Annotated in this window: 16 protein-coding genes and 1 tRNA gene; 6 read left to right on the forward strand and 11 right to left on the reverse strand. The window is 70.2% G+C overall.

The window, feature by feature from the left end:
• Positions 1 to 44: 44 nt before the first annotated feature.
• From hisG to metH, 5 genes are all read right to left on the reverse strand, one after another.
• Positions 45 to 896, reverse strand: a complete 852-nt coding sequence (gene hisG / locus NJE57_RS00655; protein WP_319026448.1) for an ATP phosphoribosyltransferase — start codon at positions 894 to 896, stop codon at positions 45 to 47.
• Between the two features lie 47 nt (positions 897 to 943).
• Positions 944 to 1207 carry a phosphoribosyl-ATP diphosphatase gene (locus tag NJE57_RS00660; RefSeq protein WP_319026449.1) on the reverse strand — a complete coding sequence of 88 codons (264 nt, stop codon included), beginning with the start codon at positions 1205 to 1207 and terminating at the stop codon, positions 944 to 946.
• Positions 1204 to 1920 carry an HAD family hydrolase gene (locus NJE57_RS00665; protein ID WP_319026450.1) on the reverse strand — a complete coding sequence of 239 codons (717 nt, stop codon included), beginning with the start codon at positions 1918 to 1920 and terminating at the stop codon, positions 1204 to 1206. The genes NJE57_RS00660 and NJE57_RS00665 overlap by 4 nt, the downstream gene beginning before the upstream one ends.
• A gap of 73 nt (positions 1921 to 1993) precedes the next feature.
• Positions 1994 to 2518: a hypothetical protein gene (locus tag NJE57_RS00670; protein WP_319026451.1), complete on the reverse strand. Its 525-nt coding sequence runs from the start codon at positions 2516 to 2518 to the stop codon at positions 1994 to 1996.
• Between the two features lie 123 nt (positions 2519 to 2641).
• Positions 2642 to 6202 carry a methionine synthase gene (gene metH, locus NJE57_RS00675; RefSeq protein WP_319026452.1) on the reverse strand — a complete coding sequence of 1187 codons (3561 nt, stop codon included), beginning with the start codon at positions 6200 to 6202 and terminating at the stop codon, positions 2642 to 2644.
• A 50-nt stretch (positions 6203 to 6252) separates the two neighbouring features.
• Here metH and NJE57_RS00680 point away from each other — a divergent pair, with 50 nt between their 5' ends.
• Positions 6253 to 7179 carry a PAC2 family protein gene (locus NJE57_RS00680; protein ID WP_319026453.1) on the forward strand — a complete coding sequence of 309 codons (927 nt, stop codon included), beginning with the start codon at positions 6253 to 6255 and terminating at the stop codon, positions 7177 to 7179.
• A gap of 49 nt (positions 7180 to 7228) precedes the next feature.
• Here NJE57_RS00680 and mshC read toward each other — a convergent pair whose 3' ends face one another.
• The 5 genes from mshC to NJE57_RS00705 form a co-directional block, all read right to left on the reverse strand.
• Positions 7229 to 8479 (reverse strand): cysteine--1-D-myo-inosityl 2-amino-2-deoxy-alpha-D-glucopyranoside ligase, encoded by a 1251-nt coding sequence (mshC, locus tag NJE57_RS00685; RefSeq protein WP_319026454.1) that lies wholly within the window; start codon positions 8477 to 8479, stop codon positions 7229 to 7231.
• A 27-nt stretch (positions 8480 to 8506) separates the two neighbouring features.
• Positions 8507 to 9289: an SCO1664 family protein gene (locus NJE57_RS00690; protein WP_319026455.1), complete on the reverse strand. Its 783-nt coding sequence runs from the start codon at positions 9287 to 9289 to the stop codon at positions 8507 to 8509.
• Positions 9286 to 9873, reverse strand: coding sequence for a DUF3090 domain-containing protein (locus NJE57_RS00695; RefSeq protein ID WP_319026456.1), 588 nt, complete (start codon positions 9871 to 9873; stop codon positions 9286 to 9288). Before NJE57_RS00695 ends, NJE57_RS00690 begins: the two co-directional genes overlap by 4 nt.
• Before the next feature lie 64 nt (positions 9874 to 9937).
• Positions 9938 to 10642, reverse strand: a complete 705-nt coding sequence (locus tag NJE57_RS00700; protein ID WP_319026457.1) for a histidine phosphatase family protein — start codon at positions 10640 to 10642, stop codon at positions 9938 to 9940.
• Between the two features lie 40 nt (positions 10643 to 10682).
• Entirely contained in the window at positions 10683 to 11528 is an 846-nt protein-coding gene (locus NJE57_RS00705) for an undecaprenyl-diphosphate phosphatase (protein ID WP_319027034.1), read from the reverse strand.
• Between the two features lie 176 nt (positions 11529 to 11704).
• Here NJE57_RS00705 and NJE57_RS00710 point away from each other — a divergent pair, with 176 nt between their 5' ends.
• On the forward strand, positions 11705 to 12736 hold the full coding sequence (locus NJE57_RS00710; RefSeq protein WP_319026458.1) for a hypothetical protein: 1032 nt from the start codon (positions 11705 to 11707) through the stop codon (positions 12734 to 12736).
• Between the two features lie 34 nt (positions 12737 to 12770).
• Entirely contained in the window at positions 12771 to 13838 is a 1068-nt protein-coding gene (locus NJE57_RS00715; RefSeq protein WP_319027035.1) for a quinone-dependent dihydroorotate dehydrogenase, read from the forward strand.
• Positions 13839 to 13853: 15 nt separating this feature from the next.
• Here NJE57_RS00715 and NJE57_RS00720 read toward each other — a convergent pair whose 3' ends face one another.
• Complete coding sequence (locus NJE57_RS00720; RefSeq protein ID WP_319026459.1) at positions 13854 to 14396, reverse strand: YbhB/YbcL family Raf kinase inhibitor-like protein; 543 nt, start codon at positions 14394 to 14396, stop codon at positions 13854 to 13856.
• 182 nt (positions 14397 to 14578) lie between these two features.
• On the opposite strand from NJE57_RS00720, the gene NJE57_RS00725 reads away from it, so the two are divergent.
• The 3 genes from NJE57_RS00725 (at position 14579) to NJE57_RS00735 (ending at position 15756) form a co-directional block, all read left to right on the forward strand.
• Positions 14579 to 14664, forward strand: a tRNA-Leu gene (locus tag NJE57_RS00725).
• A 76-nt stretch (positions 14665 to 14740) separates the two neighbouring features.
• On the forward strand, positions 14741 to 15103 hold the full coding sequence (locus NJE57_RS00730; protein WP_319026460.1) for a TfoX/Sxy family protein: 363 nt from the start codon (positions 14741 to 14743) through the stop codon (positions 15101 to 15103).
• Positions 15104 to 15141: 38 nt separating this feature from the next.
• Positions 15142 to 15756: a hypothetical protein gene (locus NJE57_RS00735; protein ID WP_319026461.1), complete on the forward strand. Its 615-nt coding sequence runs from the start codon at positions 15142 to 15144 to the stop codon at positions 15754 to 15756.
• Positions 15757 to 15783: the final 27 nt, after the last annotated feature.

The following is a 15783-nucleotide window of genomic DNA, read 5'->3' on the forward strand; positions in this document are numbered from 1 at the left end:
AGACGCACGGGAACCCGGGCCCCCGCGGCGTCGGCGCCCGAGGCTCAGCCCATCCGGCAGGACCGGATGTCGGTGGCGATGATCGCCTTGGCTCCGGCTGCGGCGAGCTCGTCCATGATCGAGTTGACCCTCTTTCGCGGCACCATCGACCGGACCGCCACCCATGCCGGGTCGGCCATCGGTGAGACGGTGGGCGACTCGATCCCGGGGGTGATCGCCGAGACCGGTTCCAGGAGCTCCTTGGGGCAGTCGTAGTCCAACATCATGTACTGCTGGGCGAACACCACGCCCTGGAGGCGGGCCCGCATCTGGGCCATCGCCGGGCTCGTCTCGGAGCCCGCGCGCGCGATCAGGACGCCGTTCGAGTCGCACAGGACGTCCCCGAACGCCTCCAGCCCGTGCACCTTGAGCGTCCGGCCCGAGCCCACCACGTCGGCGATGCAGTCGGCCACCCCGAGTTGGATGGAGATCTCCACTGCACCGTCGAGCCGGATCACCTCGGCCTCGATCCCCCGCCGTTGCAGGTCGCTCCGGACGATGTTCGGGTACGACGTGGCGATCCTCGCGCCGGCGAGCCGGTCCGTGGTCCACCCGGCTCCGGCGGGGCCGGCGTAGCGGAAGGTGGAGTGCCCGAAACCCAGCTCGAGCAGTTCGTCGACCTCGGCCATCGAGTCCATGCTCAGGTCGCGACCGGTGATCCCCAGCTCGAGACGACCCGACCCCACGTAGACCGCGATGTCCTTGGGTCGGAGGAAGAAGAACTCGACGTCGTTCTCACGGTCGATCAACGTGAGGTCCTTGCTCCCCTCCGTCCGCCGGCGGTACCCCGCCTCGGACAGCATCTCGGAGGCGGACTCGGACAGGGCGCCCTTGTTGGGCACTGCGACACGCAGCATGATGGCGGCTCCAGGAATCGGTGCGGGAGGGGTGGTCGGTGTGGCGGCTAGAGATGCCGGTAGACGTCCTCGAGGTCGATACCGCGCCTGAGCATCATGACCTGGGTCCAGTAGAGGAGCTGTGAGATCTCCTCGGCCAGTTCCTCATCCGACTGGTATTCGGCCGCGATCCACACCTCGCCAGCCTCCTCGTTGACCTTCTTGCCCAGGTGGTGCACGCCCTTGTCGAAGGCGGCGACGGTGCCGGAGCCCTCGGGGCGCGCGGTGATGCGCTCGGACAGCTCGGCGAACAGGGAGTCGAAGGTCTTCACGCGCCCGATTCTCCCACAACCGCATCCACGGGTGTTCCGGAGGTGAGCGCGACGAGACCGGACGCGCTCACGCCCTCGAGGCTCGGGTGGAGGTGTGCCCCGGCCACCTCCGGCTGACCGTCTGTCGACGGTACGTACAGCACGCGGCACCCCGCGGAGACCGCTGACGTAGCACCGGTGACCGAGTCCTCGACCGCGACGGCCGTGGTCGCCTCGACTCCGAGCCGGGCGCAGGCCAACAGGTACGGATCAGGCGCGGGCTTGGGGTCGGTGACCATGCAGCCCGTCACCACCACCCGGAAGCGGGAACGATCGATGAACTCCAGCGGTACCGCCGCGACGTCCGCCGTCGTGTTGGTCACCAGGGCCACCGGGGTGCCCGTCGAGGCCAGGTCCTCCAACAACTCCTGCGCACCCGGCCGCCACCGCATGTCGGAACGCATGAGCTCGGTGACCCGGGAGTTGAGCCGGTGGGCCAGGCGGTCGAACTCGGCACCCTCGATCGTCCGACCGGTGTACTCGGACAGGACCCGGAAGAACCCGGGTAGGGAGTTGCCCAGGGTCCGCTCGCGGGTCGCGTCATCGAGCGGACGGCCCAGGTGTTCCGCGAGCTCGTAGACGGCGATGTCCCACAGGCGCTCGGTGTCGACGAGGGTGCCGTCCATGTCGAGACACACGGCGGCCGGGGGACGCGAGGACGGATTGCTGGTCACGGCCTACTGTCTACCCGACCGGCCTCGGACCGGGGGTGCCGCCTCCGTCCCCGTGGTCCGTCATCCCTGACGCTCAGCAGTCGCCGGCGGGGACGATGAATCGTTCGGTGTGCGTGGCGGACGCGAACGGCGCGACCGACCCCGGCGCGAAGGTCGGCAGCGCGGACCTGGCGGCGGTGACGGTCACGGCCAGACGTCCGCGCCCGGTGAAGGCTCCGGCTGTGCCCACCTCGGGTCCGGTCGAGTGGACCGTCTGCACGCCCCGCACGCCGGTGTCGGTGTTGTGCCACTCGATCGTCGCCGAGTTGAAAGGCAGCAGTGTCGCCGAGAAGTCGAACGATCCGACCGGCTGGTCGAGATCGCGCGCACCGGCGCTCAGCGCCTGGTGGAACCGCCCGTCGCCGCCCAGCTTGCAGGTGGTGAAGGCACCGAAGCGGATGGTGTGCTCGCCGCCTAGGGGGTACGGCATGCGCACATCGTGCGCGGGTGCCTCGTGCCACACCTGGGCGGACGCCGCCGGGGCGGTGGCCACGGCCAGCGCCCCGGCGAGCAGTGCCGCCGCGCACGCGGTGGCGGAGGTACGACGGATGGTGGTCATGACCGACTCCTCACAGATGGTGGTGAGCGGCGCACGGTCGGATCGTCGCCGACGCGAACCCCTCTCCCCCTCTATCGGTGGCCCCTGCCGTTGTCGTTAACACCCTCCGGCCGGCCTGCGGACTCAGACGTTGAAGTACTTCGCCTCGGGGTGGTAGAGCACGAACGCGTCCGTCGACTGCTCGGGATGGAGTTGCAGCTCTTCCGAGAGCTCGACGCCGATACGTTCGGGCTCGAGTAGGTCCACCACGACCTGGCGCGACTCGAGATCCGGGCACGCGCCATAGCCGAAGCTGTAGCGTGCGCCGCGGTACTTGAGGTCGAAGTAGTCGTGGATCGTATCGGGGTCCTCGTCCGAGACCGCACCCTCGGGAAGTCGCAGTTCGTCCCGCACCCGCCGGTGCCAGAATTCGGCGAGTGCCTCCGTGAGCTGCACGGACAGGCCGTGGACCTCGAGGTAGTCGCGGTAGTTGTCCCCGGCGAATAGCTCGTTGGCGAAGTCCGCGATCGGGCTGCCCATGGTGACGAGCTGGAACGGCAGGACGTCCACGATCCCCTCGGCCTCGCAACGCTCCCTGGAGGCGATGAAGTCCGGGATACTCAGGAACCGGCCCCGCTGCTGGCGGGGGAACGAGATCCGGTGCAGCACCTCGGCATCCGGCCGGGGCTCGGCCAGGACGCAGATGTCCTCACCCTCCGAATATGCCGGGAAGTAGCCGTAGACCACCGCGGAGTGGGCCAGGATCCGCTCGGTGGTGAGTCGGTCGATCCACGAACGCATGCGGGGGCGTCCCTCGGTGGCGACCAGCTCGTCGTAGTCGGGACCCTCTCCGCTGCGGGTCCCGCGTAGCCCCCACTGCCCGAAGAACAGCGCGCGCTCGTCCAGGTGACCGACGTAGTCGGCCACCGGGATGCCCTTGGCGATCCGGGTCCCCCAGAAGGGCGGGACGGCGATGGGCTGGTCCGCGGCGACGTCCGATCTCTCCGGCACCACGACGGGCTCGGCCTCGGCGGCCCGCTTGGCGGCGATCCGCTCGCTCCGGGCACGACGCTCGCGCCGCTCCGCGGCCTTGGTCGCCGCGTCGGAGGACTCGGACATCGGGACACCGGTCCGCTTGGCCGTCATCACCTCGTCCATGAGACGAAGACCCTCGAACGCATCGCGGGCGTAGAACACCTCGCCCTGGTACATGCCGGCCAGGTCCACCTCGACGTAGGCACGGGTGAGGGCGGCTCCGCCCAGGAGCACGGGGAACTCGCTGGCCAGGCCCTCCGAGTTCAACTCCGCGAGGTTGTCCTTCATGACGACGGTCGACTTGACCAGCAGACCGGACATACCGATCACATCGGCCTTGTGCTCACGGGCCGCCGAGATGATGTCGGCGATCGGCTGCTTGATGCCGATGTTGACGACGTCGTAGCCGTTGTTCGACAGGATGATGTCCACCAGGTTCTTGCCGATGTCGTGGACGTCGCCCTTGACCGTCGCCAGCACGATGCGGCCCTTGCCGTCCTCGTCGCTGGCCTCCATATGGGGTTCCAGATGCGCGACCGCGGTCTTCATGGTCTCCGCGGACTGCAGGACGAACGGCAGCTGCATCTGACCGGAACCGAACAGCTCGCCGACCGTCTTCATGCCGCCGAGCAGGTGCGTGTTGATGATCTCGAGCGGGGGGATCTCGGCCATCGCGGCATCGAGGTCGGCCTCGAGCCCCTTGCGTTCCCCGTCGACGATCCGTGCCGACAACCGGTCCATCAGCGGCATCGCGGCGAGTTCGGCCGCCCGCGCGTCCTTGGTGCTCGCGGTGGAGACCCCGTCGAAGAGCTCCATGAACACCTGGAGGGGGTCGTAACCCTCCTTGCGCCGGTCGTAGACCAGGTCGAGCGCGACCTCCCGCTGACGGTCGTCGATCTTGCTCATCGGCAGGATCTTCGAGCTGTGCGCGATGGCGGTGTCCAGGCCCACCTGGATGCACTCGTGCAGGAACACCGAGTTGAGCACCTGCCGGGCGGCCGGATTGAGCCCGAACGAGATGTTGGACAGACCCAGAGTGGTGTGCACGCGCGGATGCGACCGCGTGAGCCGGCGGATCGCCTCGATCGTCTCGATTCCGTCCTTGCGCACCTCCTCCTGACCGGTGGAGATCGGGAACGTCAGGCAGTCGATGATGATGTCGTCCTCGGCGACCCCCCAGTTCCCGGTGAGGTCCGCGATGATCCGTTCGGCGATCTCGACCTTGCGGTCCGCCGTCCGTGCCTGGCCCTCCTCGTCGATGGTCAGACCCACGACCGCCGCACCGTGGCGCGAGACCAGTCGCATGATCTTCTGGAAACGGGAGTCCGGGCCCGCCCCGTCCTCGTAGTTCACCGAGTTGACCGTGCAGCGGCCCCCCAGGTGCTCCAGGCCCGTCCGGATGACCTCCGGCTCGGTCGAGTCGAGCATGATCGGAAGCGTCGAGGACGTGGACAACCGGCCGGCCAGTTCCGCCATGTCCCCGGAGCCGTCGCGGCCGACGTAGTCGACGCAGAGGTCGATCATCTGCGCGCCGTCGCGCATCTGCTCCTTGGCGATCTCCATGCAGGTGTCCCAGTCAGCGGCGAGCATCGCCTCACGGAACCGCTTGGACCCGTTGGCGTTGGTGCGTTCGCCGATCATGAGGATGCCGGCGTCGGCGCGGAGCGGGGTCGAGCTGTAGAGCGAGGCGACGGCGTTGACGGGTTCGACCCGCCGCTCGGCCTTCTCCCGGGCCATGACCTCGTCCCGGAGACGGGTGATGTGCTCGGGGGTGGTGCCGCAGCATCCACCGACCATCGACAGGCCGAACTCGGAGACGAAGTCGGCCACCTGGGGTCCGAACGCCTCGGCGCCGAGCGGGTACACGGCGCCGTGCTCCCCCAGCTCGGGCAGACCCGCGTTGGGCATGACCGACACCGGCACGCCCGCGTGCTGGGTGAGGTAGCGCAGGTGCTCGATCATCTCGGACGGCCCCGTGGCGCAGTTCAGCCCGATCATGTCGACACCGAGCGGTTCGAGCGCCGTCAGCGCCGCTCCGATGTCCGAGCCCAGGAGCATGGTCCCGGTGGTCTCGATGGTCACGTGGGAGATGATCGGCAGCCGGCGTCCGGCGGCCGCCATCCCGTCCTGGCATCCCAGTACGGCGGCCTTGACCTGGAGCAGATCCTGGCTGGTCTCCACCAGATACGCGTCCGCGCCGCCCCTGGCGAGTCCCTCCGCGGCCTGCGCGTAGGCGTCCCTCATCTCCGCGAACGCGGCCTGACCGAGCGAGGGCAACTTGGTCCCCGGCCCCAGCGACCCCAACACCATCCGCGGCGTCCCGTCCTCGGACGGGCCCATCTCGTCGGCGACCCCGCGCGCGATCGCCGCGCCCTTCTCCGCCAGCTCCCCGATCCGGTCGACGATGTCGTAGTCGCCGAGGTTGGACAGATTGCAGCCGAAGGTGTTGGTCTCCACCAGGTCCGCGCCGGCGGTGAAGAACGCCCGGTGGATGTCGGCGACCACATCCGGGCGGGTGGCGTTGAGGATCTCGTTGCAGCCCTCCAGCCCGAGGAAGTCCGCATCGACGTCGAGGTCCACGGCCTGCAACATCGTGCCCATCGCCCCGTCACCGATCAGTACTCGCCGACGGGCAGCGTCCAACAGGGGCGAATCGAAATCGACAGACATGCCGCCCAGTGTATGGGTCCCGCCGGAGCCGACGTCCGTAGGCTGTACCGATGACTGTCGAATGGACTCCCGACGGGCACCTCGACCTCGAGAGCCCGGTGATGATCGTGGCCTTCGAGGGCTGGAACGACGCCGCCGACGTGGCGACCGGAACAGTCGAGCACCTGGCCCTCACCTGGGAGGCCCGGCAGATCGCGGAGATCGGCGGGGACGAGTTCTTCGACTACCTGGACCAGCGGCCGATGGTCCGTCACTCCGGCGGGGTGTCGCGATCGGTCGAGTGGCCGCAGATCCTGGTGTCGGTGTGTCGACCGGACGGGTTCGATCACGACGTCCTCCTTGTCCGCGGACCCGAGCCGGGCCTGAAGTGGCGCCGGTTCGCCTCGGAGTTCGTGGATCTCGTCGACACGCTTGGGGTGTCCCAGGTGGTGCTCCTGGGTGCGTATCTGGCCGATGTGCCCCACACCCGCCCGGTTCCCCTGACCGGGACGGCGTTCAACCGCCAGCAGATGGTCGCGATGGGGGTCCGGGCCTCCGAGTACGAGGGCCCCACCGGGATGACCGGGGTCCTGCAGCAGCTGCTCACCGAGGCCGGGGTCCCCACCTCGAGCCTGTGGGCGGGTGTCCCCCACTACGTCGCCGCTCCGCCCAATCCACGTGGCACCGAGGCGGTGCTGTCGTGGCTGGCCGAGAACCTCGGGTTCGCCGTCCCCATGGACGCGCTGCGGGTCCAGTCCCGGACGTGGGTCGCGAAGGTCGACGCCGCGGCCGGGGAGGACGAGGACCTGCGCGACTACATCCAGTCCCTCGAGGACCAGATGGACGAGGAGAACGGGATCGGCGCGGGGGTGGACCCCGAGCCCGACCGCGGTCGGGCGGCCGACGGGGACGCGATGCCGCTGGTCGACGGCGACGCGATCGCCGCCGAGTTCGAGCGCTTCCTGCGCGGAGATCGGGACGGGCCCGACGTCGGCTGATCCCGACCCCCGCGGGGCCCCGCCGCCACCGGTCCGCCCCCGGTCGCTGTCAGGAGGCCGGTGCGAGCCCGAGCAGTGCGTCGAGGGCGGTCGCCACGGCCGACCCGGCGGACGGGTCGGAGTCATCCCCGGCCAGGGTGGCCTCGGCCCAGGCGTCGACGACGGCCAGCGCGCCCGGGGTGTCGAGGTCGTCCGCGAGTCGTTCCCGCAGCGCGGAGATCGCGGTGGCGGAGTCCGCGCCGGCGCCGCGGGAGATGGCCCGGCACCAGGTCCCGCACCGGGAGCGGGCCTCCTCGAGAAGCGCCTCGGACCAGGAGCGGTCGGTACGGTAGTGCCCCGCGGCCAGGGCGAGCCGGATGAGGGCGGGGTCCACCCCCTGCTGGCGGAGTGTCTGTACCCGCACGAGGTTGCCCAGGGACTTGCTCATCTTGACGCCGTCGAGCCCGATCATCGCCGCGTGGACATAGAACCGGGCGAACGGCGAGTGACCGGTCGCGGCCTCCGCGTGCGCGGCGGAGAACTCGTGGTGGGGGAACGCGAGGTCGCTGCCGCCGCCCTGGACGTCGAACTCCATTCCCAGCCGGTTGCGGGCGATCGCCGAGCACTCGATGTGCCAGCCCGGCCTGCCCTCTCCCCAGGGCGACGGCCAAAACGGCTCACCCGGTCGACGTACCCGCCACAGGAGAGCGTCCAGCGGGTGCTCCTTGCCCTCCCGGTCCGGGTCACCGCCGCGTTCGGCGAACGCGCGCGCCATCTCGTCGGCGTCGTACCCGGATTCGTACCCGAACCCCGGGGTGGCCCGGTGGCGGTAGTAGACGTCGGGGTAGCCGTCGACCCCGGGATCGATCCGGTAGGCGTGCCCGCGGTCGACGAGCTCGGCGACCATCTCCACGACCTCGTCGATGGTCTCGGTGGCCGCCACGTAGTCGCGTGGGGGCAGCACGCGCAGCGCCTGCATGTCGGAGCGGAACAGGTCGGTCTCGCGGTCCCCGAGTTCCCGCCAGTCCACGCCGTCGCGCTCCGCCCGCTCGAACAACGGGTCGTCCACGTCGGTGGTGTTCTGTACGTAGTGCACCTCGTGGCCGGCGTCCAGGAGGAGCCGGTACACCAGGTCGAAGGTCAGATACGTCGCCGCGTGGCCGAGGTGCGTGGTGTCATACGGCGTGATGCCGCAGACGTACATCCCGGCGACGGGCCCGGGGGCCACCTCACGTATCTCGCCGCGGGCCGTGTCGAACAACCTGAGGGGGACTCCGTCGCCGGGGACGGCGGGGACGGCGGGCGAGGACCACGAGATCATGCGGCCGAGTCTAGAGACCGCCAGTGGTCAGAAGAGCGGCCAGGGTAACGGGTAACCGGGTCCCGGGACGGGGAACACCTCGTCGTCGACCAGTGCGGTGACCCGAGCGGCGAGCGCGCGGACCTCGCCCGGCGAGAGCAGCTCACGAAGGGTGTCGGCGACCGCTCCGTCCCCGGCGAGTCCGACCCGCACCCTCTCCAGGCCCTCGAGGTCGCCCGGGGGCAACGGCTGTCCCGCCCACCCCCACAGGACGGTGCGCAGCTTCGGGTCGGCATGGAAGGACAGGCCGTGGTCGATGGCCCACATCACCCCGGAGGTGTCGACGAGGACGTGCCCGCCCTTACGGTCGGCGTTGTTGACCACGTGGTCGAACAGCGCGATCCGCCGGAGTCTGTCGTCCAGGGCGTGGGCCACCACCACGTCCTCCCCACGGGAACCCTCGCCGCGGAGTACGGCCACCCGACCGGGAGGCAGGGCGTCCACCGGGTGGACGTCCACCGGGTCGTGGCCGGGCGCCTCAGCCCGGTCGACCTCCTCGATCCATCGTTGCGCCATACCCGGGCCACCGGGACCGTGCGCACGCACCGTCTCGGGAACCAGGTCCCAGCCCAGCGCGACCGACACCGCGTACGCCGCGATCTCCCGGGCCGCCAGGCTGCCGTCCGGGAAGTCCATGAGCGGGCGCTCGCCCGCCGACGGCTTGTACACCCAGTGACCGCCCCCGGCGTCGACGCAGCGGTAGACCGCGTTGCTGCCCGAGGGGATCCGGTGCAGAACGGTGAGTTCGGGCCCCGCCGGGCGGGTGGTCACGGATCGACGAGCTCGGTGAGCGCGTCACCGGAACGCGGCAGATACCCGTTGAGGCGGACGCACAGGTGCCCGGTGGTGTCGATCGGCTCGCCGCACAGCGGACACGGCGCGCGCCCGGCCGAGACGACCTTCTCGCTGCGCAGGACGAACTGTCGCGCGCGTTGCGGGGTCAGGAACACCCGGAGCGCGTCGGGCGCGTCCTCCGAGTCCGAGAGCACGACCGACTCGTCGGTCGCGGAGGGATCCGCCGCGAGGAGCTCCACCACGATCTGGCTCTTCTCGCCGTCCCATCCCAGGCCCATGGTGCCCACCTGGAACTCCGCGTCGACGGGCATCTCGAGAGGCGCCAGGTCGTCCACCACCCCGCCGGAGGGGGGCACCGGGACATCGGACTTCGCCGCGATCTCGTCGAGGAGGTCCCCCATCCGCTCGGAGAGGATCTGCGCCTGTTGCTTCTCACAGCGAACCGAGACGGTACGACCGCCGCCGGTGGCCTGGACGAAGAACACCCGCTCGCCGGGCTGACCGACCGTGCCCACCACGAACCGGGTCGGGTCGCGGAACTCGTGGACTTCCCTGCTCATGCCGGTCGTCTCCCTACTGTGGTGCCATGTGGTGCCGGTCGGTGCCTGGTGGTGGCGCGGATCATCAGGGTACGTTCCCCCCGGGCACCGCGTCCGAGCTGGCGTGACCGGCGGTGGCGTTGCCGACGTGACCGGCCGGTTCGCCTCGAAGGCTCGCCAGGTCACCTCCGGTGTCGTTGACCCGGAGGACGAACGGCCGGTGTGGCGTGTACCGGACCACCGACATCGAACCCGGCTCCACCACGATGCGCTGGAAGTGGTCGAGGTGCATCCCGTACGCGTCGGCGATCACCGCCTTGATCACGTCCCCGTGGCTGCACGCCACCCACAACACGTCCCGGCCCGCGTCCTCCGCCAGACGCCGGTCGTGCATCCGGACGGCCGAGACGGCCCGCGTCGCCATGTCGGCCAGGGACTCGCCCTCCGGGAAGACCGCCGAGGAGGGGTGCTGCTGCACCACCGACCACATGTGCTCGGAGGCCAGCTCGGTCAGCCCCCGTCCGGTCCAGGCTCCGTAGTCCACCTCGACCAGGCCGTCCTCGATCACCGGCTCCACCCCGAACGCCGAGGCCAGCGGTTCGACCGTCTCTCGGCAGCGCTTCAGGGGGGATCGGACCACCGCCTCCACCGGCAGGCCGGCCAGTCGGTGGCACAGGTCCTGTGCCTGCGCCCGGCCGGTGTCGTCGAGCGCGACTCCGGGGGTGCGGCCGGCCAGGGTGAGCGCGGTGTTGGCGGTGGAGCGGCCGTGCCTGAGCAGGATGACGGTCATACCGGCAGGTTACCGACGTGACGCGAGTTGGCGGTCGGGGTCAGGTCGCCGGGATGGTCCCGGTGGCGAGCAGGCCCATGACCGCCAGCCCCAGGATGATGCGGTAACCCGCGAACCAGGCCAGGGAGTGGTTCTGGACGAACCGGAGCAACCAGGCGATCGCTGCGTAACCGAGTACGAACGCGATCGCCGACCCGACGAGCAACTGGATCCCGCTAGCGGATTGCCCGACGGAGGGTTCGAAGGCGTCCGGGAGGCTGAACAACCCGGAGGCCAGGACCGCCGGGATGGCCAACAGGAAGGAGAACCGGGCGGCGGCCTCGCGAGACATGTTCAGGAACAGACCGGCGGAGATGGTGCCACCGGAGCGGCTCACGCCGGGGATCAACGCGAGGCACTGGGCGAAGCCCATCACGACCGCGTCCTTCATGGTCAGGCCCTCGAGCGATCGTGGGTGCACGGGTCGGTCCTGTCGTCCGTACTTCTCCGCCAGGAGGAACACGAAGGAGAACGCGATGAGCACGAACGCGGTGATCCAGAGGTTGCGGGCGGCGTCGCGGATGAGGTCCTTGCCCAGGAAGCCGATGATCCCGATGGGTACGGAGCCCACGATCACGTACCAGCCGAGCCGGTAGTCCGGGTCGTCGCGGCGCCCGGAGTCGACCACGCCCCGGAACCAGGCCACGAGGATGCGCACGATGTCCTTGAAGAAGAACACCAGGACCGCGGCCTCCGTGCCCAGTTGCACGACCGCCGTGAACGACGCGCCCGCGTCCGCCCCGAACAACCAGGTGGAGAAGATGCGCAGGTGCCCGGAGGACGAGACGGGCAGGAACTCGGTGATCCCCTGTAGCGCGGACAGCACGATGACCTGGATCCAGGACATACCTTCCTCCGCCGGGGCGGCGAGGACCGTCGGGTTCACGGGCGCTGCTTTCTCTAGGGGGCGTCGGCACGAGCTCGGGTGCGTCAGACGCACCGCCGTGAGGGTAGCCGCTGAGGACCTGGACGGGGACCGAGGACCCGGGTGAGGGACAATGGCGACCAGTCGAAAGGAACACCGTGCCCCTTCGTGTCCACCGCCGCTCCGCCCTGCCCGCCGCGCTGCTCGCCGTCGTGGTGGGGCTCGCCGGCTGCTCATCGGCCACCAGCCAACTGGAGGACTACACCGGGATCGAGCAGGGCAACGCCCGGCCCGCCGAGTCGCCGCAGGTCTCCGATCCCGAGGGCGGCGAGGTGATCCCGGCACCGGGGTCGGTGACGTCGCTGGTGGCGACAGGTGACCGGGTGATGGCCCAGGTCGACGGCGGCTCCGCGCTGGAGATCGCCCGTGTCGAGGGCACCCGGTGGATCCCCGAGGGTTCCGTCGAACTGCCCGCCGACGCGGGCACCGCCACCGCCGGGTACGACGGGACGGTCCTGGTCCCCTACGGCGACGGAGTGGTGATGGTCACGTCGGCCGGCGACGCGCGGGAGATCTCGGGGCTCGGTCCGGTCACCGCCGCCGCCGTGACCGACGACGGCCACCTGCTCACCGGGACACCGGACGGTGAGGTGGTCGTCCGCGACGGCGAGGGGAACGAGCAACACCGTGTCACAGGCCTGACGTCCGTCGATCGGATCACCGTGGCCCGGGACGGTTCGGTCACCGCGTTCAGCCGGCCCGACACGGTCATCGCGAGCATCGACCCGGACGAGGACGGCGCGGGTCCGCTCCTGCGCGCAGGCAAGGGAGCCGGGATGCTCGACGGGTACGGCGACCGCACCGTCGTCGCCAGCGACACCGTGGGCGACACGCTCCTGATCTACTCGACCTCGCCCATCCGGCTCCATCAGCAGTTCCCCGTCGCCGACGCCCCCTGGGCGGTCGCCGGTGACGCCACCCGGGACGTCGTCTGGGTGACCTCCACCGGGACCAACACCGTCCAGGCGTACGATCTCGGCGACGGCACAGGCATCCGGCGCGCCGACATCGCGACGGTGCGTCAGCCGGACTCGCTGGTGGTCACGGAGTCGGGCACGGTGGTCGTCGGTTCCTCCGACGGTGCCGGCATCCACCTGATGCGCCCCACGTTGTCCGGGCCGTCGAGTTGATCGAAGGACCACCCCAGTGCCCTCGAGGAGGACCGTGTACTCGCTGATCAAGAGCGTGCTGTTCCGCTTTCCCGCGGAGCGGATCCACCACCTGGTCTTCGGCTTGCTCAAGCTGTTGACACTGGTACCGCCGCTGGGAGCGCTCGTCCGCCGGATCCTCGGTGTCCGGGATCCGATCCTGGGCCAGGAGGTCCTCGGACGCCGCTTCCCCGGACCGCTCGGACTCGCCGCCGGATTCGACAAGAACGCGGCGGCGGTGGACTCGTGGGGCGCGATCGGCTTCGGGTTCAGCGAGGTCGGCACGGTCACCGCCTCTCCCCAGCCCGGTAATCCGTCGCCCCGGTTGTTCCGCCTGGCGCAGGACAGGGCGATCCTCAACCGGATGGGGTTCAACAACCACGGTGCGGGCAACGCCGCCAACAATCTCCGGCGCCGCCGGAGCAGCGACCCGGTGGGGATCAACATCGGCAAGACCAAGGTCGTGCCCGCCGAGGACGCGGTGGGCGACTACGTCGCCTCGGCCACCATGCTCACGGGCCTCGCCGACTACATGGTCGTCAACGTGAGCTCCCCCAACACCCCCGGACTGCGGGACCTCCAGGCCGTCGAGTCCCTTCGCCCGATCCTCACCGCGGTCCGCGAGGTGGCCACGATCCCGGTGTTGGTCAAGATCGCTCCCGACCTGGACGACGCCGACGTGGACGCTGTGACCGACCTCGTGCTCGAGCTCGAGCTGGCCGGGATCGTCGCCACCAACACCACCATCTCCAGGGAGGGTCTGACGACCCCGGCGGGCACGGTGGAGGCGATGGGTGCGGGCGGGATCTCCGGTGCTCCCGTCGCGGACCGGTCCCGCCGGGTCCTCGCCCGGATCCACGAGCGGGCCGGCGGCCGGATCGTCATCATCTCGGTGGGAGGTGTGGAGACCCCGGAGGACGTGTGGGACCGCATCACCCACGGCGCCCACCTCGTCCAGACCTACACCGGGTTCGTCTTCACCGGTCCCGACCTCATCCGTGGCACGAACAAGCTGGTCGCGCGCCGGCTCCGCCAGGGCGGGTTCGGGTCCCTGGCGGACGCCGTCGGCTCCGCGGTGCGTTGAGGGCGGCGGCCCCTCTCAGCGCTCGAAGATCGCGGTGCTGGTGCCGCGGGCCAGTCCCTGTCCGAACAGGTTGAACCCGACGAAGGCGCAGGAGGCGTCCTCGCCGAGCTCGATCCGGTCACCGACCGCGTGGACCGCGAGGATGTAGCGGTGCGGGCCGTGTCCCTCCGGAGGGGCCGCACCCACGAAACCCTTGAACCCGGCGTCGTTACGCACCACCACGGCCCCCTCCGGGAGCCCCGAGGAGTCGTCGCCGGTGCACGCCCCCTCGGGAAGCGACGTCACGTCCGCGGGGATGTTGGCCACCGACCAGTGCCAGAAGCCCGATGCAGTCGGCGCGTCGGGATCGAAGACGGTCACCACGTAGGTCCGGGTCCCTTCCGGTCCGGCGCTCCAGCTGACCTGCGGTGACCTGTCCAGTCCGCCCTCGACGCCCATGACGCCTCCGAGCTGGGCGGGGGACAGCGTCGACCCGTCGGAGAACGACTCGCTCGTCACCTCGAGTGCGGGAAGGTCCGGAAGGGCGTCGTAGGGGTTCGGCACGCGGAAGTCGGTCATCTTCTCCTCCTGGGTCGGACGGCTGGAGGTCCCCCAGCCGGTCACTTCCTTGTCTACCAGCGATGACCGGCGGGTGTGGGGCGGGAGCGGGGGCCGATTTGTCCCACGGTTCGGGCATCGGCTAGTGTCATTCCTCGCACGACCAAGCCGGGAACGAGCCGGTGCAGGTCATCAGTGTGCGAGCGCGAGTGGCGGAATGGCAGACGCGCTAGCTTGAGGTGCTAGTGTCCTATTAACGGACGTGGGGGTTCAAGTCCCCCCTCGCGCACACTGTGTCGAGACAGTAGAAGTGGCCCCGGATCCGTGAGGATCCGGGGCCCACTTGTTTCTGGGGAGGTCGCCTGATGGCCCGCACACCGCCGCCCCCCGCCCAACAGCGACTCATCGACCGCCTGCGCGATCTCCTCGCGGACGAACCGGTGACCCGCGAGGTATCGATGTTCGGCGGCCGCTGCTTCATGGTCTCCGAGAAGATTGTGGTGAGCGCGGGCCGGGACGGCCGGCTACTCGTCCGGGTGGACGCCGACCGGCACGACGAGCTCGTCGGGAAGCCCGGTGCCGGGCAGGCAGAGATGGGTGCAGGGCGTGACATGGGTCCCGGCTGGATCTCGGTGACCGCCTCGGCGATCGGGACCGATGAAGAACTGTGCGAGTGGCTCCGGCCCGCCCTCGACTACAACCGCTCGGTGACCGGAGGCGCCGGGTGAGAACGATCGCGGGGCGGGCCGCAGACACGCTGGGACGGGTGACTGACGCTATCGCTCGCGCCCTGGACCGACGACTCGACGCCCTGGGTCTGGCTCCCCCACCACTCGACCTGCCCCCACGGGTCCGCGACGACCTCCGCGAGGTCTTCGGCCACACCATCGACCCCGCCGCGCTGACCATCCGTCGTGGCCACGTCCCCGGAGTGCCGCATCCGCGGGCGTTCGCGCTACCCGGTCTCATCTACCTGGGTGCCGACCCGGGCGTGGTGGGCACGACAGCCGGGGGCGGTCGCGGGCCCCGGGCCACCCCGACGCTCGTGCACGAACTCGTCCACGTGTGGCAGGGCCGGTTCCTCGGGCCCCGATACGTGGTCGTAGCGCTGGCCGAGCAGGGGCGGAGGGGGCGCCGCGCCTACGACTGGCGTGCGGTGCTCGACAACGCCGTCCTCGACCGTGCTCACATCGAACAGACCCCGCGGGCCTTCCCGGTGGAGGCCCACGCCCAGCTGGTGTCCGATGCCTACGCCCTCCGCTACGGGTTCACCCCGGTCACGGCGTCCGCGGCGCCGAGCCGGGAGCTGCAGGCCATGGATGAGGCGCTCACCGGGCTCAGGGCGGGTCGCGCACCTACCCTGCGGAGGCGAGCGGTTTAGGGACCGACGACCTCGTCGTCGTACCGT

It is taken from the genome of Dietzia sp. PP-33, from assembly GCF_033790845.1.
GTDB lineage: Bacteria > Actinomycetota > Actinomycetes > Mycobacteriales > Mycobacteriaceae > Dietzia.

Bases quoted from the DNA above. Each gene is read 5' to 3' on its own strand.
- NJE57_RS00695 (WP_319026456.1), bottom strand. From the start codon at position 9,873: ATGAGCAGGGAAGTCCACGAGTTCCGCGACCCGACCCGGTTCGTGGTG.
- NJE57_RS00700 (WP_319026457.1), bottom strand. From the start codon at position 10,642: ATGACCGTCATCCTGCTCAGGCACGGCCGCTCCACCGCCAACACCGCG.
- NJE57_RS00680 (WP_319026453.1), top strand. From the start codon at position 6,253: ATGACTGTCGAATGGACTCCCGACGGGCACCTCGACCTCGAGAGCCCG.
- metH (WP_319026452.1), bottom strand. From the start codon at position 6,202: ATGTCTGTCGATTTCGATTCGCCCCTGTTGGACGCTGCCCGTCGGCGA.
- hisG (WP_319026448.1), bottom strand. From the start codon at position 896: ATGCTGCGTGTCGCAGTGCCCAACAAGGGCGCCCTGTCCGAGTCCGCC.
- NJE57_RS00720 (WP_319026459.1), bottom strand. From the start codon at position 14,396: ATGACCGACTTCCGCGTGCCGAACCCCTACGACGCCCTTCCGGACCTT.
- mshC (WP_319026454.1), bottom strand. From the start codon at position 8,479: ATGATCTCGTGGTCCTCGCCCGCCGTCCCCGCCGTCCCCGGCGACGGA.
- NJE57_RS00670 (WP_319026451.1), bottom strand. From the start codon at position 2,518: ATGACCACCATCCGTCGTACCTCCGCCACCGCGTGCGCGGCGGCACTG.
- NJE57_RS00705 (WP_319027034.1), bottom strand. From the start codon at position 11,528: ATGTCCTGGATCCAGGTCATCGTGCTGTCCGCGCTACAGGGGATCACC.
- NJE57_RS00730 (WP_319026460.1), top strand. From the start codon at position 14,741: ATGGCCCGCACACCGCCGCCCCCCGCCCAACAGCGACTCATCGACCGC.